The organism is Myroides odoratus (genome assembly GCF_965118575.1).
Classification (GTDB): Bacteria; Bacteroidota; Bacteroidia; order Flavobacteriales; family Flavobacteriaceae; genus Flavobacterium; species Flavobacterium odoratum_B.
Genome location: NZ_CBCPHW010000025.1, coordinates 22,203 through 42,628 on the forward strand (window position 1 = coordinate 22,203; position 20,426 = coordinate 42,628).

At 34.9% G+C, this 20,426-nt stretch carries 17 protein-coding genes and 5 tRNA genes; 10 read left to right on the plus strand and 12 right to left on the minus strand.

Annotated features, from left to right (window positions below; genetic code table 11):
• Positions 1–11 precede the first annotated feature (11 nt).
• The 3 genes from ACMHJ2_RS16250 to ACMHJ2_RS16260 all read left to right on the plus strand — a co-directional run bounded on the left by ACMHJ2_RS16250 (position 12) and on the right by ACMHJ2_RS16260 (position 2,496).
• Positions 12–1,337, plus strand: coding sequence for a RagB/SusD family nutrient uptake outer membrane protein (locus tag ACMHJ2_RS16250; protein WP_413513919.1), 1,326 nt, complete (start codon positions 12–14; stop codon positions 1,335–1,337).
• Positions 1,338–1,449: 112 nt separating this feature from the next.
• Positions 1,450–2,214: a LytR/AlgR family response regulator transcription factor gene (locus ACMHJ2_RS16255; protein ID WP_413513920.1), complete on the plus strand. Its 765-nt coding sequence runs from the start codon at positions 1,450–1,452 to the stop codon at positions 2,212–2,214.
• Between the two features lie 66 nt (positions 2,215–2,280).
• Positions 2,281–2,496 carry a hypothetical protein gene (locus ACMHJ2_RS16260; RefSeq protein ID WP_413513921.1) on the plus strand — a complete coding sequence of 72 codons (216 nt, stop codon included), beginning with the start codon at positions 2,281–2,283 and terminating at the stop codon, positions 2,494–2,496.
• Here ACMHJ2_RS16260 and ACMHJ2_RS16265 read toward each other — a convergent pair whose 3' ends face one another.
• Positions 2,497–2,994 (minus strand): YkgJ family cysteine cluster protein, encoded by a 498-nt coding sequence (locus tag ACMHJ2_RS16265; RefSeq protein WP_413513922.1) that lies wholly within the window; start codon positions 2,992–2,994, stop codon positions 2,497–2,499.
• Positions 2,995–3,060: 66 nt separating this feature from the next.
• Here ACMHJ2_RS16265 and ACMHJ2_RS16270 point away from each other — a divergent pair, with 66 nt between their 5' ends.
• The gene (locus tag ACMHJ2_RS16270) at positions 3,061–3,777 is read left to right on the plus strand and encodes a class I SAM-dependent methyltransferase (RefSeq protein ID WP_413513923.1); all 717 of its coding nucleotides are present in this window, start codon (positions 3,061–3,063) and stop codon (positions 3,775–3,777) included.
• Between the two features lie 94 nt (positions 3,778–3,871).
• Here the strand turns inward: ACMHJ2_RS16270 and ACMHJ2_RS16275 are convergent, their stop codons facing one another.
• The 10 genes from ACMHJ2_RS16275 to proS form a co-directional block, all read right to left on the minus strand.
• A complete protein-coding gene (locus tag ACMHJ2_RS16275) occupies positions 3,872–4,276 on the minus strand; it encodes a DUF2059 domain-containing protein (protein WP_413513924.1) in 405 nt (134 codons plus the stop codon).
• 39 nt (positions 4,277–4,315) lie between these two features.
• The gene (locus ACMHJ2_RS16280; protein WP_413513925.1) at positions 4,316–4,951 is read right to left on the minus strand and encodes a 7-carboxy-7-deazaguanine synthase QueE; all 636 of its coding nucleotides are present in this window, start codon (positions 4,949–4,951) and stop codon (positions 4,316–4,318) included.
• 276 nt (positions 4,952–5,227) lie between these two features.
• Positions 5,228–7,024, minus strand: a complete 1,797-nt coding sequence (typA, locus tag ACMHJ2_RS16285; RefSeq protein ID WP_413513926.1) for a translational GTPase TypA — start codon at positions 7,022–7,024, stop codon at positions 5,228–5,230.
• 117 nt (positions 7,025–7,141) lie between these two features.
• Entirely contained in the window at positions 7,142–7,393 is a 252-nt protein-coding gene (gene rpsT / locus ACMHJ2_RS16290) for a 30S ribosomal protein S20 (RefSeq protein WP_002987410.1), read from the minus strand.
• Between the two features lie 39 nt (positions 7,394–7,432).
• Positions 7,433–7,504 (minus strand) — tRNA-Glu (locus ACMHJ2_RS16295).
• Between the two features lie 33 nt (positions 7,505–7,537).
• Positions 7,538–7,609: transfer RNA gene (locus ACMHJ2_RS16300), tRNA-Glu, on the minus strand.
• A gap of 28 nt (positions 7,610–7,637) precedes the next feature.
• Positions 7,638–7,709: transfer RNA gene (locus ACMHJ2_RS16305), tRNA-Glu, on the minus strand.
• A gap of 33 nt (positions 7,710–7,742) precedes the next feature.
• A tRNA-Glu gene (locus tag ACMHJ2_RS16310) sits at positions 7,743–7,814 on the minus strand.
• Positions 7,815–7,843: 29 nt separating this feature from the next.
• Positions 7,844–7,915, minus strand: a tRNA-Glu gene (locus ACMHJ2_RS16315).
• A 76-nt stretch (positions 7,916–7,991) separates the two neighbouring features.
• Positions 7,992–9,467, minus strand: coding sequence for a proline--tRNA ligase (gene proS, locus ACMHJ2_RS16320; RefSeq protein ID WP_413513927.1), 1,476 nt, complete (start codon positions 9,465–9,467; stop codon positions 7,992–7,994).
• 133 nt (positions 9,468–9,600) lie between these two features.
• On the opposite strand from proS, the gene ACMHJ2_RS16325 reads away from it, so the two are divergent.
• From ACMHJ2_RS16325 to ACMHJ2_RS16350, 6 genes are all read left to right on the plus strand, one after another.
• Positions 9,601–10,548 (plus strand): hypothetical protein, encoded by a 948-nt coding sequence (locus ACMHJ2_RS16325; protein WP_413513928.1) that lies wholly within the window; start codon positions 9,601–9,603, stop codon positions 10,546–10,548.
• Between the two features lie 34 nt (positions 10,549–10,582).
• Complete coding sequence (locus ACMHJ2_RS16330; protein ID WP_413513929.1) at positions 10,583–12,118, plus strand: OmpP1/FadL family transporter; 1,536 nt, start codon at positions 10,583–10,585, stop codon at positions 12,116–12,118.
• Between the two features lie 106 nt (positions 12,119–12,224).
• A complete protein-coding gene (locus ACMHJ2_RS16335) occupies positions 12,225–13,076 on the plus strand; it encodes a hypothetical protein (RefSeq protein ID WP_413513930.1) in 852 nt (283 codons plus the stop codon).
• Positions 13,077–13,263: 187 nt separating this feature from the next.
• Positions 13,264–14,577, plus strand: a complete 1,314-nt coding sequence (gene rimO / locus ACMHJ2_RS16340) for a 30S ribosomal protein S12 methylthiotransferase RimO (RefSeq protein ID WP_413513931.1) — start codon at positions 13,264–13,266, stop codon at positions 14,575–14,577.
• A gap of 130 nt (positions 14,578–14,707) precedes the next feature.
• Complete coding sequence (locus ACMHJ2_RS16345) at positions 14,708–17,854, plus strand: S41 family peptidase (protein WP_413513932.1); 3,147 nt, start codon at positions 14,708–14,710, stop codon at positions 17,852–17,854.
• A gap of 182 nt (positions 17,855–18,036) precedes the next feature.
• The gene (locus tag ACMHJ2_RS16350) at positions 18,037–18,786 is read left to right on the plus strand and encodes a glycerophosphodiester phosphodiesterase (protein WP_413513933.1); all 750 of its coding nucleotides are present in this window, start codon (positions 18,037–18,039) and stop codon (positions 18,784–18,786) included.
• A gap of 86 nt (positions 18,787–18,872) precedes the next feature.
• Here ACMHJ2_RS16350 and ACMHJ2_RS16355 read toward each other — a convergent pair whose 3' ends face one another.
• The gene (locus ACMHJ2_RS16355; protein WP_413513934.1) at positions 18,873–20,342 is read right to left on the minus strand and encodes an SLC13 family permease; all 1,470 of its coding nucleotides are present in this window, start codon (positions 20,340–20,342) and stop codon (positions 18,873–18,875) included.
• Positions 20,343–20,426: the final 84 nt, after the last annotated feature.

Below are 20,426 nucleotides of genomic sequence, written 5' to 3' on the forward strand. Positions count from 1 at the left end.
CTTTGAATATTATGAAAAAACTATTTTTATTTATTGGATGTATAAGCTTAGGTTTATCAACCGTTAGTTGTGATAAATACTTAGACATTGAGCCAGAAGGAAAAATCATTCCCAAAACAACGGATGATTATAGAAAGCTCTTAACAAGTGCTTATTTAGCTTATCCAAATCACAAAAGCTTAACCACTATCCGAACAGATGAAGTTCAGATTCCGTTGATTGACGAAAGTGAAATTGTTACGGTAAGAGATATTTATGCTTACAATGATCAAAATCCAGATGCAAGTACTAAAGACATTCCTTATGAAATACTCTACAAAATAATTTTTTATGCGAATTCTACCATCAATGATGGTTCTAAAACAATGCAAGAGGGAGATACTAAAGAACAACTCTTAGGAGAAGCACATGCTTTACGTGCTATGGCTTACTTTGACTTAGTAAATTTATTTGCTAAACCTTATAACCCGACCACAGCAAAGACAGAAGCAGGAATTGTTATTCAAAATGAGGTAGACTTAGAAAATAAAAGAGCGAAATCAACCGTTGATGAAGTATATAATCAAATTCATGCAGATATTGATATTGCTAAAAATAAATTGAAAGTAACAACGTATGAAGCGGGTGTAAATTACCGTTTTTCTAAACTAGCAATTTTAGCTTTAGAAGCTCGTGTCTTTTTGTACCAACAAAAATATGCAGAAGCTTTAACTAGTGCAACAAATGCGCTAGCCATAAAAAGTACGTTGCAAAATTTAAATACAACCAATACGATTGCGGTTGCTAATTTTAAATCTGTCGAATCTATTCTAAACTTAGAAGATGTTTACAGTCAAAATTACAACAAGTTCATCTATGTTTCAGAAGAGTTAAAAGCTACTTATGATACGGCTAATGACTGGAGATATGTTATTTCTTTTGACCAAATAGGCGATCATTTAGTGGTTGTAAAAACAGGAAATGATGCTACTCGAATTTCATTCAGAACGGCTGAATTGTATTTCATCCAAGCAGAAGCTTACCTCTTTTTAAATCAATTAGATCAAGCTACTACAGCATTACAACCCGTTATTGAGCATCGATATAAACCGGAAGCAGTAGCTAACCTAGTAGAAAAACTAAAAGGATTTAATCAAAGTGAATACAAAACGTTTTTATTAGAAGAGCGATTTAGAGAATTTGCATTTGAAGGACATCGTTGGAATGATTTACGAAGACTAGACCAACGAAAAATTGTTCATAAACTAGGCAAAGACGAATTTATATTACAACAAAACGATCCGCGTTATACCTTGCCTTTCCCCAGAAAAGCAAGAGAAAACAACCCAAATTTATAGCCGATCACACTGCAAAAGCTACCATTTCTGGTAGCTTTTTTTATTCAAAAATAAGCCTCGTTAAAATCGCATTTTTAGAACGCATAACTTTTTAGTACTTTTACAAAAAAAAGTGCGAATTGCCATTGTCGAAGATGAAGCTCTAGCAGCTAATTATCTAAAGAAATTATTACTTACCCAAGACATACTTCCGGTTTCGGTTAGTGATATTGTCATGCTTTCTTCTGTCAAAGAAGCTACGACTTTCTTTTTTCAACATGCTGTTGATCTCGTTTTTATGGATATTCACCTCGGAGATGGTAAAAGCCTAGATATTTTCGATAAAATTGCCGTTAAAAGTCCTGTGGTTTTTATCACCGCTTATGACAACTATGCAATTGAAGCTTTCAAACAATTTGCTATTGGTTATATTTTAAAACCTTTTGATAGAAATGCTTTGAATGAGGTGTTAATCAAGTATATTACCATTACCAAACACCTAAATGAAGAACAAATACCCCAAGTAATACCTGCTTTAGAACAAGAAAATCCAACACACAAAGATCGTTTTTTAATTCACGATGGACATCGACTAAAATCAATAGAAACAAGTGAAATCGCTTATTTATTTGCTTCGGGTAAACATTTATTTTTGCATACCTTCAAAGACGAGCGCTTCATCTATGACGATACAATCAAAGACATAATAACCAAACTGGAGGCTAAAGTATTCTTTAAAATTAATCGAAGTTTCATTGTAAACATTCACGCTATTCAGGAAGTAATTCGCCATAATAGTCAAAAAATAGAACTTGTTCTCCAAGTTCAAAGTGAAGATCAACAACCTATTTTTGTAAGTAAAGCTCATATTCAAAATCTAAAAGATTGGTTGAGTTAAATGAATAATAAGCTTCTAATCCCAATTTTTTTTGAGTACATTTGAGTAACAAAAACTAAACAAAGTATGAATATAGGGGAATACGTTATCAAATTAGTTGATGGAATTCTAGACTTCTTTCACTTAATCAAAGATTATTTAGACGATGCATTAAGCATTTTCGAAAAAATAAAAGAAGTCATTACAGATATCATTGCTTACTTTTCAGCTAAAATTGAAGATTTCACCCAAGAAGTCTCCACTCTTTTTGAAGATGAGGATGAAGAACCTTTCTTTGTTTAATTATTTGATGACAATTTTCTTTTTCATTTGTTCAACAACTTCATAAGCTGCTGGACATATAGCTACATTTTGTAACGTCAAGTTAGCAATTTGCTGAAATTTTTTGCGATCTGTATGCGGATATTCTCTACAAGCCTTTGGACGGACCTCGTAAATCATGCAATAATTCTCGGCATCTAAAAAAGTACAAGGCACCTGTTGAAGCACGTAATCTCTATCTTCATCAATTTTCAAATACTGATCTATAAATTGTTGTGGTTTTAAGCGCAAATGCTTGCTGATTCTCTCAATGTCAGCACTAGTAAATAAAGGCCCAGTAGTTTTACAACAATTCGCACACGACAAACAATCCGTTTTTTTAAATACTGCTGTGTGGATTTCTTGCATTTGATAATCTAAATCCTTCGGTGGCTTCTTTTGCAGCTTCGCGAAATATTTTTTATTCTCATTATGCTTATCTTTGGCTAACTTTGGAAGCTGTTGCAGTATTTTAATCATTCTTTTATTTTTGAAATACAAAATTACAACAACTCCCTTTTTTATAGATCAAAAATCAGCAAAAAAATGAAAGACCTAATTGGCCAAGCAATTTTAGACTATCAATTAACTCAAAAATCAGCGGTTATTCTTACCGAAACAGATATCTCTGAAGCAGAAGAAATGGATATTTCCTATTGGTTTCGTTCGTATAAAGAAATGCCCGCAATAGAACAGATTGCCTTAAAAAAATGCAAAGGAAGAATCTTAGATATCGGAGCTGGAGCTGGTTCACACGCCTTGTACTTACAAGAAAAAAACTTTGATGTTACAGCCGTTGATATTTCAGCTAAATCTATTGAAGCTTGTCAATTAAGAGGTGTCAAAAAAGCTATATTAGCTAATATCCTAGACTACAAAGAAGAACAATTTGACACCCTCCTATTGCTGATGAATGGCACGGGAATTTTTGGTAGACTTATTCATATTACCACCTATTTAGAGCATTTAAAAAGCTTATTGGCTCCGAATGGACAAATCTTAATCGACAGTTCTGATTTAATCTATATGTTTGATGAAGATGAAGATGGTGGAAAATGGATTAATATGGACAACAAAGAGTATTATGGTGAATTAGTTTTTAATGTTCACTATAAAGGACAAACGGAAGAAGCTTTTGATTGGTTATATTTGGACTATAACACCCTCCAAAATGCGGCGCTAGGAAGTGGTTTAGCTTGTGAATTAGTCTATGAGGGGGAAAACTATGACTATCTCGCAAGGTTAAGTAGAAAAGGTGAATAGGCTTCAGCGCAAAAAATTGTAGCGCCTAGTACCTACTAAGCATATCAACTATACGATAAAAAAAAGGAAGCAATACGCTTCCTTTTTCTATCTTTTACATTTCCATGTATTTCATCATAATACTTTGTAATCCCATTCCCCATTCCATTCCTACATCTTGTCCTTTATCATATAGAACTTTGTTCTTTTCATATAATTTCTTTCCAATAGGAGTTTCATATATCTTAATCAATGCCTTGATATCTTCATGGCTAAACTCTTCCATATACATATCAGCCATTTTACTCTGTAAGTCCTTTAAACTACCAGCTAAATCTTTTTTGAAATCAGCTTTCTTTTCTTCAGGAATATTTTGAATAATATCTTGAGTAAGATATTCAAATATTTTCATTTGTCCACTTACTTCCATGTATTTTTCTGCATCTGCTTTGTACGTACTTTGTGCAAAACCAAAATGACTTACGAATAGGAATGCTGTAACTGCAATAATTTTTTTCATACTTCTAATTTATTTTGATGGAGTAAATATAAAACTATGTTAAGGAATATCCAAGTATTTATGTGTTTGTAAGGATATTTTCCATTTTGGATTTTGCTTAACATACTCAATAATCATAGGCATCATTTCTGTGCGTTTTCCCCATTCTGTTTGTAATAAAAGTAAAGCACCCTTATTGACTTGAGCTGCTTGTTCTTCAGCAAAAATAAAATCGTGTTTATTGTAAATGATTACTTTTAATTCATTAGCCGCTTGAAACGCGCTTGCCGTTGGCAGTTTTGCTTTTTTAGGAGATAGACAAACCCAATCAAAATCACCCGACATTTCATAAGCGCCTGAGGTTTCTATATTGGTTTTTAAGCCTGCTTCTTTCAATTTTTTGGTTAGGTAATCTAAGTTATACATCAAAGGTTCACCTCCGGTAATAACCGCTAAATTAGCAACTGCTGAGGCACTAGCTACAATATCTTCTACAACTGTTAAAGGATGTAATTCTGCATCCCAACTTTCTTTGACATCGCACCAGTGGCATCCTACATCACAACCGCCCAAACGAATAAAGTAAGCCGCACTCCCAGAATAAAATCCCTCTCCTTGAATGGTGTAAAATTGCTCCATTAAAGGCAATACTTTTCCTTGTTCTAATGCTGTACTTTCTTGTTTTTCTTGTATCATATTCCATTACTTATTTTTTATAAAGAAAAAAATCCCCTATAAAACACCCCAAACCTTAGTTGGATTGCGATGCAAATATACTGCAAAAACATGAATCTACAGTTTCAATCGACAACGATTCAATGCCAATAAAAAGTGAAAAATAGAAGTGAATAACATCAAATCAATCCACAATCCTTTCATAATCCTTTCGCTTTTTACTTGATTCAATGCCAAAAAAAAATCCAGAGGAACTTGTTCCTCTGGATTGCTTATGTATAAAAATCTAGTTTAAACTTAACTTTTATTTCTCTTACGATCCGTTTCTTTCAAGAAAATTTTTCTCAAACGCAAAGATTTAGGCGTTACCTCAACATATTCATCTTTTTGAATATACTCAAGAGCCTCTTCTAATGAAAACTTAATTGCCGGAACAATTTTTGCTTTATCATCTGATCCTGATGCACGAACGTTTGTTAACTTTTTAGTTTTCGTTACGTTCACAGTCATATCATCTCCACGAGAGTTTTCTCCAATAACTTGTCCTTCATAGATATCCTCATTAGGATCAACGAAAAACTTACCGCGATCTTGTAATTTATCAATAGAATAAGGAATTGCTTTTCCGTTTTCCATAGAAATTAAAGAACCATTGATACGTCCAGAAATTTCTCCTTTGTACGGTTGATATTCTAAGAAACGGTGTGACATAATCGCCTCTCCTGCCGTTGCTGTTAGCAATTGATTTCTCAATCCAATAATACCTCTAGAAGGCACTAAGAATTTCATAATCATACGCTCTCCTTTTGGCTCCATGCTCAACATTTCACCTTTTCTCAAAGTAACGTATTCAACTCCACGACCTGACAAATTCTCAGGGATATCGATTGTTAATTCTTCAATTGGTTCACATTTTACACCATCAATTACTTTAATGATAACTTGTGGTTGTCCAATTTGAAGCTCATAACCTTCGCGACGCATAGTTTCAATCAATACAGATAAGTGTAATACACCACGTCCGAATACCATGAATTTATCAGCACTATCCGTTGCATTTACGCGTAATGCTAAGTTTTTCTCTAACTCTTTGTTTAAACGATCTTTGATGTGTCTTGAGGTCACAAACTTACCTTCTTTACCAAAGAATGGAGAGTCGTTAATTGTAAACAACATACTCATCGTAGGCTCATCAATCGTAATTGTTGGCAATGCTTCTGGATTTTCAAAATCAGCAATAACATCTCCAATTTCAAATCCTTCAATACCCACAACCGCACAGATATCTCCTGCGTGTACTTCAGATACTTTTAGACGTCCTAATCCTTCAAATGTATGTAATTCTTTAATTTTAGATTTAACGGTTTTACCATCTCTCTTAATTAAAGAAATATTCATTCCTTCTTTCAAAACACCTCTGTGTAAACGACCAATAGCGATACGTCCTGTAAAAGTAGAATAATCTAACGATGTAATTAACATTTGCGCTGTACCTTCTTTCATTTCTGCCGCTGGGATGTGCTCTAAAACCATATCTAATAACGGTTCAAAAGAATCTGTTGGTTGTTTCCAATCGTCAGACATCCAGTTGTTTTTTGCCGAACCATAAACCGCAGGGAAGTCCATTTGCCATTCCTCAGCGCCTAATTCGAACATTAAATCGAAAACTTTTTCGTGCACTTCTTCTGGTGTACAGTTTTCTTTATCTACTTTATTGATAACCACACAAGGTTTTAAGCCTAAGCTAATTGCCTTTTGCAATACAAATCGAGTTTGAGGCATAGGTCCTTCAAAAGCATCTACAATCAAAAGAACACCATCAGCCATATTCAATACACGCTCTACTTCTCCACCAAAATCCGCGTGTCCTGGAGTATCGATAATATTAATTTTAGTTCCTTTATAACTTACAGATACGTTTTTTGAAACGATTGTAATTCCTCTTTCTCTCTCGATATCTTCGTTGTCTAAAATCAACTCTCCAGAAGTTTCATTTTCACGAAATAATTGACAGTGGTGTAATATTTTGTCAACCATGGTAGTTTTACCGTGGTCAACGTGTGCGATAATAGCAATATTCCTAATTTGTGTCATAAAAGGATTTTAAAATTTTAATATTATTAATTTGAAATGTATAGTATAAACAAAAAAAGCCCTCATGGAATTGAGAGCTTAGTGTATGTCTTCTATAAACACAACCTATTGCGCTTCTTATAAAGCAGCAACGTGTTTTGTTAATTTAGATTTAAGATTAGAAGCTTTGTTTGCATGAATGATATTTTTCTTTGCTAATTTATCAATCATTGCAACCACTACAGGTAATTTATCAGCAGCATCTTTTTGATCTTCAATCAAACGTAAAGCTTTAATCGCGTTACGTGTAGTTTTATGCTGATATCTGTTTAATACTCTCTTTTTTTCGTTACTTCTAATTCTTTTTAAAGCTGACTTATGATTTGCCATTTTTTAAATATTTTATTAAGTCTATACTATTTTTTTCTGTAGTCCGTAGGGGAATCGAACCCCTGTTACCAGGATGAAAACCTGGCGTCCTAACCCCTAGACGAACGGACCGAAATGTCAATTGCGATTCTCGATAGAATCTTGTAGTCCGTAGGGGAATCGAACCCCTGTTACCAGGATGAAAACCTGGCGTCCTAACCCCTAGACGAACGGACCAAAATATATTGTAATTCAAAAGAACTTGTAGTCCGTAGGGGAATCGAACCCCTGTTACCAGGATGAAAACCTGGCGTCCTAACCCCTAGACGAACGGACCAAAATATCAATTGCGATTCTCGATAGAATCTTGTAGTCCGTAGGGGAATCGAACCCCTGTTACCAGGATGAAAACCTGGCGTCCTAACCCCTAGACGAACGGACCAAAATGCATTATAATTTTAAAGAAACTTGTAGTCCGTAGGGGAATCGAACCCCTGTTACCAGGATGAAAACCTGGCGTCCTAACCCCTAGACGAACGGACCCTTTGTTTATCTAATGCGGATGCAAAAGTACAATATATTTTTAATTCCGCAAGAGAAAAACAAAAAATTTTTATCTCTAATATGCTTTTGCAAATAACACTCTTCCTTTAGAGGATGCTCCTGTAAATACACAAACTCCATCCTCCTCTTTTCTATTTATTGGAATACAGCGAATTGTAGCTTTAGTAAGCTCCTTAATTTTCTCTTCTGTTTCAATAGTCCCATCCCAATGTGCAGAAATAAATCCTCCTTTATTTTCTAACAAATCTTTAAATTCTTCAAAAGAATTAGCTTCTGTTATATGTGAATCTCTATAGGTCTTGGCTTTTTCATATAAGCTCGTTTGGATTTCTTCCAACATATCCTGTACATAGGTAACAATTGTGTCCTTCGATACAACCTCTTTTGTAAAGGTATCCCGACGTGCAACTTCAAAAGTTCCGTTTTCCAAGTCTTTTGGCCCAATTGCAATACGCAATGGCACCCCTTTCAATTCATATTCATTGAATTTCCACCCAGGCTTAAATGTCGTACGATCATCAAACTTAAATGAAATATTCAACTTTTTAAATTGATCTGTTACTTTTTTCACTTCCTCGCGAATAGCCTCTAGCTGTTCATCTGTTTTGTGAATCGGTACAATCACCACTTGAATTGGCGCCAAGTTTGGTGGTAATACTAAACCACTATCATCGGAATGCGTCATAACTAATGCACCCATCAATCTCGTACTTACCCCCCATGAAGTTGCCCATACGTATTCTTGCTTTCCTTCTTGGTTTGTAAACTTCACATCAAATGCTTTGGCAAAATTTTGCCCCAAAAAGTGAGAGGTTCCCGCTTGCAGTGCCTTTCCGTCTTGCATTAATGCTTCTATGCAATACGTTTCTATCGCTCCAGCAAAACGCTCATTCTCCGTTTTAAATCCTTTTATAACAGGAATAGCCATAAAGTTCTCCGCAAAATCGGCATATACACCTAACATTTGTTCTGCTTCAAATATAGCTTCTTGTTTCGTAGCATGGGCTGTATGTCCCTCTTGCCATAAAAACTCAGCTGTTCTTAAAAACAAACGCGTTCTCATCTCCCAACGCACAACATTCGCCCATTGGTTTACCAAAATAGGTAAATCGCGATAAGATTCAATCCACTTTCTATACGTATCCCAAATAATCGTTTCTGATGTCGGGCGAACAATCAATTCCTCTTCTAATTTTGCATCTGGATCAACTTCTATCGTTTTTCCATCTTCACTAGTTTTTAGGCGATAATGGGTAACAACAGCGCATTCCTTAGCAAATCCATCCACATGACTCGCCTCTTTACTAAAATAAGATTTGGGGATGAATAAGGGGAAATACGCATTTTGATGTCCTGTCTCTTTGAACTTCTTGTCTAACTCTGCTTGCATTTTCTCCCAAATAGCATAGCCATATGGCTTGATAACCATACATCCTCGAACTCCCGAATTTTCGGCCAAATCAGCTTTTACTACTAGCTCATTGTACCACTTCGAATAATCCTCACTTCTCTTAGTAATATTCTTGCTCATTTTTAATATATTAGCACTTAAGTTGTTTAACTCTTAATTAACTATAATAATTCCACAAAAGTAACTAAATTTGTTTCTAACAACAATTAAATTCCCATCGAAAATGACTACAATTCTTCAAAAAACAAAAAGCATGAGAAGAATCAGCCTTTTCTTTCTTCTAGGAGGATTCGCTATTTCTTGTGGCTCTTATCATAATGCCTCTTTTTCTCAAGATGGTATCTATGGATCGAGCGCACAAGCAGATCCTTATACGGTAAATGAATCCGGAAACTACTATGAAAATTATTTTGCTTCACTAAATGAAGACTCAGAATACTTCACAGATGTAAACGCTTATACTTCCCCCGTAAACGACAGTATATTAAATAATCAACCAAGTAAAGCCATGAGCTATGGTTCATGGGGAACAGAACCAACAAGTATTCAGATTAATTACTACAACCAAGGGTATAGACCTTATTGGGGGTATGGCTATTACGATCCTTTCTATGATCCTTATTTTTATGGAGGTATGGGATTTGGCTGGGGACTTAGCTGGGGCTGGAACGGTTATTATAGACCTGGATATAATCATCATTATTGGGGATCTCCTTATTATGGTGGAGGCTATTATTCAAGACCCTATTATGCGAATTATTCTGGAGGATCAAGAGGTTCCTATTCCAATACACGAACTTCTTATCAATCCAATGGTTTAAGAAATTCAAATAATGCCTATTCAAGAACATCTTATAACACGAGATCTACTTCTCAAGGAACTAGACCAACGAGCTCTTCAACCAATAGAACGCGTTCTAGCTACAACACGAACAATAACAATGCTACGAACAACTCCTACTATTCTAGAAGTAATTCAAGTAGCAATAGCAACTATTCGAATAGCAGAAGTTCTTATAACTCGAGTCGTTCTTCAAATTCAAGCAACAGCTCTTACAGACCTAGTACTACAAACAGCTCGCGAAGTAATTACAACAGTAGTAGCAGCGGAACAAGAAGTAACTATAGCAGTGGCAGCAGCAGTAGAAGTAGCGGAAGCAGTAGTGGCAGTAGAAGTAGTGGTAGCAGAAGTTCTCGTTAATCGTTTATCTTAATCTATATTGAAAACTTATTTTATGAACAAATTTATTCTTGGATTAAGTGCAACCCTACTAACTATGAGTGTTGCACAGGCACAAGAGCCAAATCCTCAAGATATTTCAAGATATACAGAATCTGACATGAATGGTACCGCTCGATTCAAAGGGATGAGTGGTGCTTTCGGGGCTGTTGGTGGAGATTTATCTGCGTTGAAGATTAACCCCGCAGGTGGAGCGATTTTCAATTACAATCAAGCGGCCTTTAGTTTATCAGTCGCAAACAAAAACAATAAAACAAACTATTTAAACAATAGTGAATCTAAAAATTATACTGGACTTGATTTAGGCCAGCTAGGGGCTATCTTTGTCTTTTATCCAGATGATTCTTCTGCATTTATGAAGAAATTTGCACTAGGACTCAATTATGAAAGTACTAAAAACCTACACAATGATTATCGCATTTTAGGTTTAGGTCAAACCAACTCTATTGGAGAATACTTTTATCAAGTAGCCAATCGCAATCAAGTGCCCTTTCAAGCTGTATCAGAAAATAGCAACGCAAACCAAGCTTATATCAATGCGAGTAACATAGCCGGTTTTTCTGGACAGCAAACCTACTTAGCTCATGAAACTTTTATCTTAGACAAAGGAGCGAAAGATGGGGAATATGTGGCTAATTTCGGTTCCAATAGAGATACGTACACACAAGGTAAATATGTAAGTTCCAATGGCTATAACAGCAAGTTTTCCGGAAACTTCTCTGCTCAATTGGGTGAACGACTTTTTGTTGGAGGTAATTTGAATTTACATCTATATGATTATACACAAACCTCTCATGCGGTTGAAGTAAACCACTCTCCCCTAGAGAAAGATGTAGTTCAAAGCATTAGTTATTCTAATTACCAATATACTTATGGTACAGGATTTTCGTTCAACCTAGGAGTTATTGGGCAAATCACAGAAGGATTGAGAGCTGGTGTTGCGTATGAATCGCCAACTTGGTATAACTTACACGACGAATTAACTCAAGGAATAGAAACCACCCGTTTTGGAGTAAATGAACCGTCTATTCTTTATCCAGAAGTTGTAAACATTTATGAGCGATATAAAGTGAGTACCCCTTCTAAGTATACGGGAAGTTTAGCTTACGTATTCAATGAAAGGGGATTAATCAGTGTCGATTATGGTATTAGAGATTATAGCAATAGTCGATTCAGACCTAAAAATGATCGTACGTATCAGCAACTGAATAGTTTTTATAGCAATGAAATGAAAGTGGCGAGTGAATTGCGTATTGGTGGAGAATATCGCATCAAACAATTCAGCATTCGCGGAGGATATCGCTTTGAAGAAAGTCCTTATAAAAACATTAAATATACGGGGGATTTAAATAGCTTCTCTGCGGGGATTGGGTATGAATTCGGGAATTCTCGTCTTGATTTATCGTATGCATATTCTACTAGATCCTACAAAACGAGCCTTTTAGACCTAACAGTCAATGACCTGTACAGCAATGCAACTTGGAAAATGAAAGAAAACTGGTTCAATCTCTCTTATACTATCAATTTCTAATTTTTTAGAATTTTTAATACTATTAATCTCTTTGAGGATAAACTCTCAAAGAGATTTTTTTATTGTACTTTTGGCTTACAATTTTGAAATTTAAAAAATCAAACTAATGAAAGCCTTTTTTAAAATTATTGCAAGCATATGCTTGTTGGCAACAACAGTAGGATTTGCACAAGAAACAACTACTACACCTTTGCGCTATACAGCCTCAAATAAAGGAAAATTTTATATCTACTGGGGAGGAAACCGTGGTTATTATTCGAATTCAGATATTCGTTTTAGAGGAGAAAATTACGATTTTACAATCAAAGATGTAAAGGCAGATGACAAACCGAAAGGATGGCATGTTGACTATGTCAATCCAGGGCGTATGACTATTCCGCAAACGAACTTGCGAATTGGTTACTTTATTACAGATAAATACAATATCTCCTTAGGGGTTGATCACATGAAATATGTAATGCGTCAAAACCAAACCGTAAACTATTCGGGAGAGTATTATGGAGAAGGTACATATGGTGAACAAGTTCCTGGACATCCGGACCAAGTGAAATTAACCGATGAATTTTTGAGATTCGAGCATACAGATGGGTTAAACTATCTTAACGTTGAAGTTAACCGTGTAGATGATATTTCTAAATTATTCCAAATTTACAACACGGATAAAATTCAAGTGAATGTAACAGAAGGTCTTGGTTTTGGAATCATTTATCCAAAAACAAATACCACTCTTTTAGGAAAAGAACGCTATGATGAGTTCCACGTTTCTGGATTAGGTTTTTCTGCTAAAGCAGGTTTGAACATCACTTTCTTTAAACACTTCTTTGTACAAGGAGAGTTAAAAGGAGGATACATCGATATGTATGATGTTCGAACAACAGCAAGTAAAAAAGATAAAGCTTTTCACAGCTTCTGGTTTGGTGAAACAGTTATTGCATTTGGAGGTATTTTTAAATTATAAAATATACCCATACAACTTATATAAAGTGGCTTCTTGCATAAAGAAGTCACTTTTTTTATGCACTCATTTTCACCTTATTAAAACGGAATCAGTTTAGATTAGCCTAGCTCTTCTTATAATTCTCACAAACCTTCTCCACCATATAGAAAAAAAATGTACTTTTGCAGTCCAATTTTTTTTCAAACAAATGAGAACTAGATCTTTAAAAAAGAACAAGATAAACGTTGTAACCCTAGGTTGTTCTAAAAACCTTTACGATAGTGAAGTGCTTATGGGACAGTTAAAAGCTAGTGGTAAAGACGTTACACACGAAGCGACTAACGACGAAGCGAATATTATTGTTATAAATACCTGTGGATTTATCAATAATGCAAAAGCAGAATCGGTAAATACTATATTGGAATACGTAGATAAGAAGGAACAAGGAATCGTTGATAAAGTATTCGTAACCGGATGTTTATCAGAAAGATATAAACCAGACTTAGAAGCTGAGATTCCAAATGTTGATCAATATTTTGGTACTACAGACTTGCCTCTTTTATTAAAAGCATTAGGTGCAGATTACAGACATGAATTATTAGGTGAACGTTTAACAACAACACCAAAAAATTATGCGTATTTAAAAATTGCTGAAGGATGTGATCGTCCTTGTAGTTTTTGTGCCATTCCTATTATGCGTGGAAAGCATATCTCTCAATCGATTGAAAAATTAGTAAAGGAAGCAGAAGGTTTAGCTAAAAATGGTGTAAAAGAATTAATTCTTATCGCTCAAGATTTGACTTATTATGGCTTAGATCTATACAAGAAAAGAAACTTAGCTGAATTATTAGAAAACCTAACCCAAGTGGAAGGTATCGAGTGGATTCGCTTGCATTATGCTTTTCCTACAGGCTTTCCGATGGACGTGTTAGAATTAATGAAACGCGAGCCAAAAATCTGTAACTACATTGATATTCCTCTGCAACATATTTCAGACAATATCCTGAAATCAATGCGTCGTGGTACAACACAGGCCAAAACAACGAAATTATTAAACGAATTCAGAGCAGCAGTTCCTGGAATGGCTATTCGAACTACTTTAATTGTTGGATATCCAGGTGAAACAGAAGAAGATTTTCAGATTTTAAAAGATTGGGTTCAAGAAATGCGTTTTGAGCGCTTAGGTTGTTTTACGTATTCTCATGAAGAAAATACACATGCTTATTTGTTAGAAGATGATGTTCCACAAGAAGTAAAACAGGCTAGAGCAAATGAGATAATGGAGGTTCAATCACAAATCTCTTGGGAATTAAATCAAGAAAAAATCGGAAAAAGTTATCGTTGTATTATCGACAGAAAAGAAGGCAACCACTTTATTGGTCGTACCGAATTTGACAGTCCAGATGTAGACAACGAAGTTTTAATTGATGCTACAAAGCACTATCTAAAAATTGGAGATTTTGCAACAATCCTCATTGATGAAGCAAGTGAATTCGATTTATACGGAAGTCCAGTAAACTAATACTATATATCAAACGCTATCGAAAAGGATAGCGTTTTTTTATTGTCCTTTTCCCGCAAGAAACAAATAGATTCGCTGAAAAACTTGGGCTATTTATAAAATAGTTTTAAGTTTAGGGAAAATATATTTCATGTTAAAACAAACGATTACACTACTTGCCTTATCTCTAGTAACTACACTATGGAGTCAAAATAAAATCCACTTCGCTTCTACTCCCTCCTTAAGTCCGGATAGCCAAATAGTTTATTTTAGTTTTGATGGAGATATCTGGCAGGTTCCTGCAATTGGCGGAGAAGCTTTACGTCTAACTGCTTTACCAGGTAATGAAACCAATCCAAGAGTATCCCCTGATGGCAAGCATTTGGCTTTTACTTCGGATCAATATGGCAACAAAGATCTATTTGTCATGCCTCTTACTGGAGGAACAATTAAGCAATTGACCTACCACCAAGCGGCCGATGAAATGGAAAGTTGGGGTTGGGATAGTGAAACTATCTATTTTACAAGCAACGCGTATAACAATTATGCCTCGTTTAAAATTAGCAAAGAGGGAGGTACTCCTTCTCCTCTATTTACTCATTACTTTACAAATACCAATGGCTTAGTAGAAACGCCTTCTGGCGAATTCTTATTCACTAACTCTACCGAAAGTGCAAATCAAGTAGTGCGTAAACGCTACAAAGGAGAAAATAATCCCGATATTTTAAGTTATACGCCTACAACTAAAAGCTTTAAACAGTATACGGATTATAACGGTAAAGATTTCAACCCAACCGTAGATCAAAAGGGAAATATTTATTTTATTTCAGATGAAAACAACGGAAATTACAACCTTTATACGTTTATAAATGGTAAAAAGACAGCTTTAACAGCTTTTACCTCATCGATTAAAAAACCCTTCGTTTCAGCAGATGGTAGTAAAGTTGTATTTGAAAAAGACTATCAACTTTTTATATTAGATACGAAGTCCAATCAGGTTCAACCTGTTGCTATAACATTGAACACGAATAAATCGCTAGCTAAAGAGCAAACCTTTACGGTTGAAAACGAAATCAGTTTCTTTGATATTTCTCCAGATGCCAAAAAAATAGCCTTTATTAGTAGAGGAATTGTATTTGTTTCAGATCTAGAAGGAAAGTTCATTCAACAGCTTACCAATGGAAAAGAACGCGCGCTAGAAGCAAAATGGTTAAATGACAATAGCACTTTACTTTTTAGTCAAACCGATAAAGGATATCAGAATTGGTTTAAAATAAAAGCGAATAACAAAGGAACAATTGAGCAAATAACAAGTGATCAACGTAATAATCGCGATATAGCTTTCAATCAGGATGCAACCCAAGCAGTTTATTTAAGTGGTAGAGATGAAGTTCGTCTATTAGATTTAAAAACGTTTACTTCCAAAACTATCGTTAAAGATGAAATATGGGCCTTCCAAAGTTCAAAACCATCCTTTTCACCGGATGGATCTTATGTGTTATTTACCGCTAAGCGCAATTTTGAGGATGACATTTTTATCTACAATATCAAAAAGAATGAAACCTTAAATCTAACGAATACAGGTATATCCGAATCCAATCCTACCTGGTCTCCCTCTGGCAAATACATCTATTTTACAAGTGATCGTTTAAATCCCTCTTATCCTATGGGAACACAAAATGCCAGTATCTATCGTTTGGCCTTAGATTGGTATGCTGATCCTTTTAAATCAGATGAATTCAATCGTTTATTCACAGCGAAAAAGGACGTTAACAAAGAAGAAGCTAAAGGTTCTAAAAAAGAAAAGAAAAAAGAAAGTGTAGCTGAAAAATCAACTATCATTAGCATCAATACCGAAGGATTATTAGACCGAATTGAATTGGTTAGTGATACGTTTGGCAATCAATTGGCGCCAGTAGTTTTCAAAGATGATAAAAAAGAATATGTCTATTATTCTTCAAATCAAGAAAGTGGAAAGTTTAGCTTGTATCGCAAAATCTACGAAAACTTTGAGAAAGAAAAAACGGAAAAAGTAAGTGATCAAACCACCAGTCAACTCTTACAAAACGACAAAACTCTATATGCTTTAAGCAAGGGTAATATTTATAAATTTACCTTAGAAAAAGGAACACCTGAAAAAATAAACATCGCATATTCATTTACCAAAAACTTAGCAGATGAGTTTCAACAAATGTTTGAAGAAACTTGGGCTGGTGTAGAAGAGAACTTCTATGATGAAAATTTTCATGGCATAGATTGGACGAAGACCAAAGCTTATTTTGCCCCATATATTCCTTATCTTAATAACCGAAATGACCTTCGTATCTTACTGAATGATATGCTAGGTGAACTAGGTTCATCTCATCTAGGCTTTAACACAACAGGTGAGGAAGAAAAAACGCGCTTACAATTCACTACAGCAGAAACAGGCTTACTCTTTTCCGACTCTAATCCGTATGAAATCGCACGTGTATTGCGCAAGTCTCCAGCTTTTATAAAGGGTATTGACATTCAAAAAGGAGATATTTTAACGCAAGTGAACCAGCAGGCAATTGATACGAATACGAATCGAGATACGTATTTTACTTCCCCTACGAAACAAGAAGAAATTGAACTTACTTTTATGCGTTCTGGCAAAGAATATACAGTTAAATTACATCCGATTGCCTATACTACGCAAAAAAATCTGTTGTATGATGAATGGATTTACCTAAATAAACAACGGGTAAATACATGGAGCAACAATCGAATTGCCTATAGTTATATGAAAAATATGACTTCCCCAGAACTAGACTCCTTCTTATTGGATATGGTAGAACAAGAACACCATAAAGAAGGTGTAATTTTAGATCTTCGCTTTAATACAGGAGGAAATGTTCATGACAAAGTTTTAAATTTCTTGGCTCAACGCCCCTATTTACAATGGAAATACCGCGAAGGAAAACTTACTATGCAAAGTAATTTTAGCCCCAGTGGAAAGCCAATTGTATTATTAATCAATGAATATTCTCTCAGCGATGCTGAAATGACAGCCGCTGGATTCAAAGCTTTAAAACTGGGTAAAATCATTGGTCAAGAAACCTATCGTTGGATTATTTTTACCTCAGGGAAGTCTTTAGTGGACAATTCTTCTTATCGTTTACCTTCTTGGGGAACGTATACCTTAGAGGGCAATAATCTAGAAAAAACAGGAGTTGCTCCTGATATTTATGTGAAAAATTCATTTATGGATCGCTTAAATAACAACGATCCTCAATTAGAACGTGCTGTACAAGAAATTTTAAAAGATTTAAAGTAAAATAATAAGCAAAGGCTAACCTCAACAACCGAAGTTAGCCTTTGTTCTTTTACGATAGGAATGCTATCTTAGTATCGTATAAAGAATTCTTGATTGTATCCTTTACTTTAAAATAATATTGAGGTAATGTCGATTGAACAGCGTTTATTCATCTTTGCTTTCAACAATCAATACAATTAAAAATGAAACTACACACCCAATTCGTATTACTTATTTGCACAATGATAACTTCAATATCCTTAGCACAAGAATCAAAAATATTGCGCATCGGTCACCGCGGAGCGATGGGGCACGTATCAGAAAATACAGTCGCCTCTATAAAAAAAGCTGTAGATATGCAATGTGACGTTATTGAGATTGATGTTTTCGTTGTGAAAGATGGTGCTCTAATGGTTTTTCACGATGATAACTTAGAACGCAAAACCAATGGCAAGGGAAAGATCGAAACGTATACAAAGGCTGAACTTAAAAAACTTTTGGTCGATGACCAATATGAAATTCCTACCTTGGAAGAAATAATTAAAACCATTGATAAGAAAGCAATATTAAATATCGAATTAAAAGGAGCCAATACGGCTGAACCTACTTATAAAGTTATCCAAGCTTTTAAAAAGAAAGGATGGACCAATGCTAATTTTATCATTTCTAGTTTTAGATGGAATGAATTAGAAATTATGCACAAACTAGATAGTCAAATCGATATTGCTGTATTGACTGAAAAAGAACCTACAGCTGCAATTGAATTTGCAAAACAAATAAAGGCTGTGGCAATTAATCCGTATTTCAAGTGGTTGAATGCTGAAAATGTAAGCAAAATCAAAGAAGCCAATTTAAAAATCTATCCTTGGACCGTAAATGAAAATGAAGATATTAAACAGTTAAAAGAGCTTGAGGTTGATGGTATTATTACCAATTTTCCAGAAAGAATATAAGTCTATAGTTTTAAGTTGTTTCTATAAAAAAAGTCAGTTGCTTCCAAAAAGTAACTGACTTTTAATTTATATTCTCTTATTTTTCATTAGAAATAGTCAAAAAAACTAGTAAATTCTTTTAGGAATAAGACCCATAAAATAATAACGGTCGTTCCTACAAAAGCACCAAATAAACCACCTAAACGAAAATCCTTTTGCTTGAGCATTCCCGTCCCAAATACAATGGCATTAGGAGGGGTTGAAACAGGTAAAAACAAACCACAAGACGAACAAAGCCCTACAATCAGACCAACAGGTAATAACTGCTCTACGGGTAATACAATAGCTGCTATATTAATTAAAATAGTTGCGGTGGCTGTACTGCTCATAATGTTAGAAAACAATACGGTAATTACTGCAAAAACAAGCATCATAACAACCACATTAAATTCTTCTCCTGCTAAAAATTGAGAATAATAAGGAGCCAATAATTCTTTAATAGCTATCCCCAGAGACAATCCTCCTGCCACTAGCATCAGGGTATCCCAAGGCAATTTTCGCACATCCTCCGCAGTAATAATACCTAGCATGGGCAAAAACATAATAGGAATCATAGCAGCTCCTGCTGTTGGAATATGGTACTTTGTTCCAAACATCCACATACCAACGGTTACCACTAAAATCACGATAACAGCTAGACGCTGTAATCGCAAACTATTGGTCATTTCCAAGGCATCATTAACAAAAGAAACATCCAGCCCTTTTACTTTTGAGGTGTATTTCTTAACAACAGCCCACCAAAATCCGGCTAATAAAATAACGGCAGGTACTAAACCTAAAAATAGCCATTGCATAAAACTGATCGAATAGCCTTTTGTTTTTAAAACATCAACAACAATTAAGTTTGGGGGCGTAGAAACCATACTTATCATTCCTGCAAAAGTTGCTGCCGCAGGAATACTAATCAAAATGGCTTTAGACATCGGAGAATCTTTTCCTTCTCTGTCAATCAAAGGCATAACGGATGCTAAAACCATAGCCGCAGTGGCCGTATTTGAAATAATAAGTGATAACACAGAGGTTACTAAAATTATTCCCAAGACTAATTTATTGGGGTTTGACCCAAAAACAGCAATTGTCTTTTTAAAAAGTGAAAGGTCTAGATTTGTTTTTCGCATGCCTTCACTGAGAAAGAATCCTCCTAAAAAAATCCAGATTACACTATCGGACCAGGTAGAGGAAATTTCTTGAGGAGAAATAGTAGCTCCTTCCATATTTCCCATGGTATAAACCAGAAAACCAATAATCATAATTCCTACTGCAAAAGGAGGAATTGCTTCTGTTGCCCACAGTAAAATAGAAAAAATTAAAATAAAAAAGGTGTATTTCTGTGCTTCTGAAAAAACGTCAGGGGTTAAAAAATAAGTACTTAAAAAAGCTGCTACTAACGAAAAAAAGAAAATACCAATACGCGTTTTGATATTCCATACATTCCAGGAGGCTTCAATCAACAATTCACTATAAAAGCGGATCCCTGTTCTTATCTTTTTAATCCTGTCAAAATAATCAAATTCCATCTACTTATGTTTAACTGTTAAAATTACAACATTTAAGTAGAGAATACCACTTTTTAAAAAAGTATAAAAACAAAAAAGATAGCA

Bases quoted from the DNA above. Each gene is read 5' to 3' on its own strand.
- ACMHJ2_RS16250 (WP_413513919.1), top strand. From the start codon at position 12: ATGAAAAAACTATTTTTATTTATTGGATGTATAAGCTTAGGTTTATCA.
- ACMHJ2_RS16260 (WP_413513921.1), top strand. From the start codon at position 2,281: ATGAATATAGGGGAATACGTTATCAAATTAGTTGATGGAATTCTAGAC.
- ACMHJ2_RS16265 (WP_413513922.1), bottom strand. From the start codon at position 2,994: ATGATTAAAATACTGCAACAGCTTCCAAAGTTAGCCAAAGATAAGCAT.
- ACMHJ2_RS16270 (WP_413513923.1), top strand. From the start codon at position 3,061: ATGAAAGACCTAATTGGCCAAGCAATTTTAGACTATCAATTAACTCAA.
- ACMHJ2_RS16275 (WP_413513924.1), bottom strand. From the start codon at position 4,276: ATGAAAAAAATTATTGCAGTTACAGCATTCCTATTCGTAAGTCATTTT.
- ACMHJ2_RS16280 (WP_413513925.1), bottom strand. From the start codon at position 4,951: ATGATACAAGAAAAACAAGAAAGTACAGCATTAGAACAAGGAAAAGTA.
- typA (WP_413513926.1), bottom strand. From the start codon at position 7,024: ATGACACAAATTAGGAATATTGCTATTATCGCACACGTTGACCACGGT.
- rpsT (WP_002987410.1), bottom strand. From the start codon at position 7,393: ATGGCAAATCATAAGTCAGCTTTAAAAAGAATTAGAAGTAACGAAAAA.
- proS (WP_413513927.1), bottom strand. From the start codon at position 9,467: ATGAGCAAGAATATTACTAAGAGAAGTGAGGATTATTCGAAGTGGTAC.
- ACMHJ2_RS16325 (WP_413513928.1), top strand. From the start codon at position 9,601: ATGAGAAGAATCAGCCTTTTCTTTCTTCTAGGAGGATTCGCTATTTCT.
- ACMHJ2_RS16330 (WP_413513929.1), top strand. From the start codon at position 10,583: ATGAACAAATTTATTCTTGGATTAAGTGCAACCCTACTAACTATGAGT.
- ACMHJ2_RS16335 (WP_413513930.1), top strand. From the start codon at position 12,225: ATGAAAGCCTTTTTTAAAATTATTGCAAGCATATGCTTGTTGGCAACA.
- rimO (WP_413513931.1), top strand. From the start codon at position 13,264: ATGAGAACTAGATCTTTAAAAAAGAACAAGATAAACGTTGTAACCCTA.
- ACMHJ2_RS16345 (WP_413513932.1), top strand. From the start codon at position 14,708: ATGTTAAAACAAACGATTACACTACTTGCCTTATCTCTAGTAACTACA.
- ACMHJ2_RS16350 (WP_413513933.1), top strand. From the start codon at position 18,037: ATGAAACTACACACCCAATTCGTATTACTTATTTGCACAATGATAACT.
- ACMHJ2_RS16355 (WP_413513934.1), bottom strand. From the start codon at position 20,342: ATGGAATTTGATTATTTTGACAGGATTAAAAAGATAAGAACAGGGATC.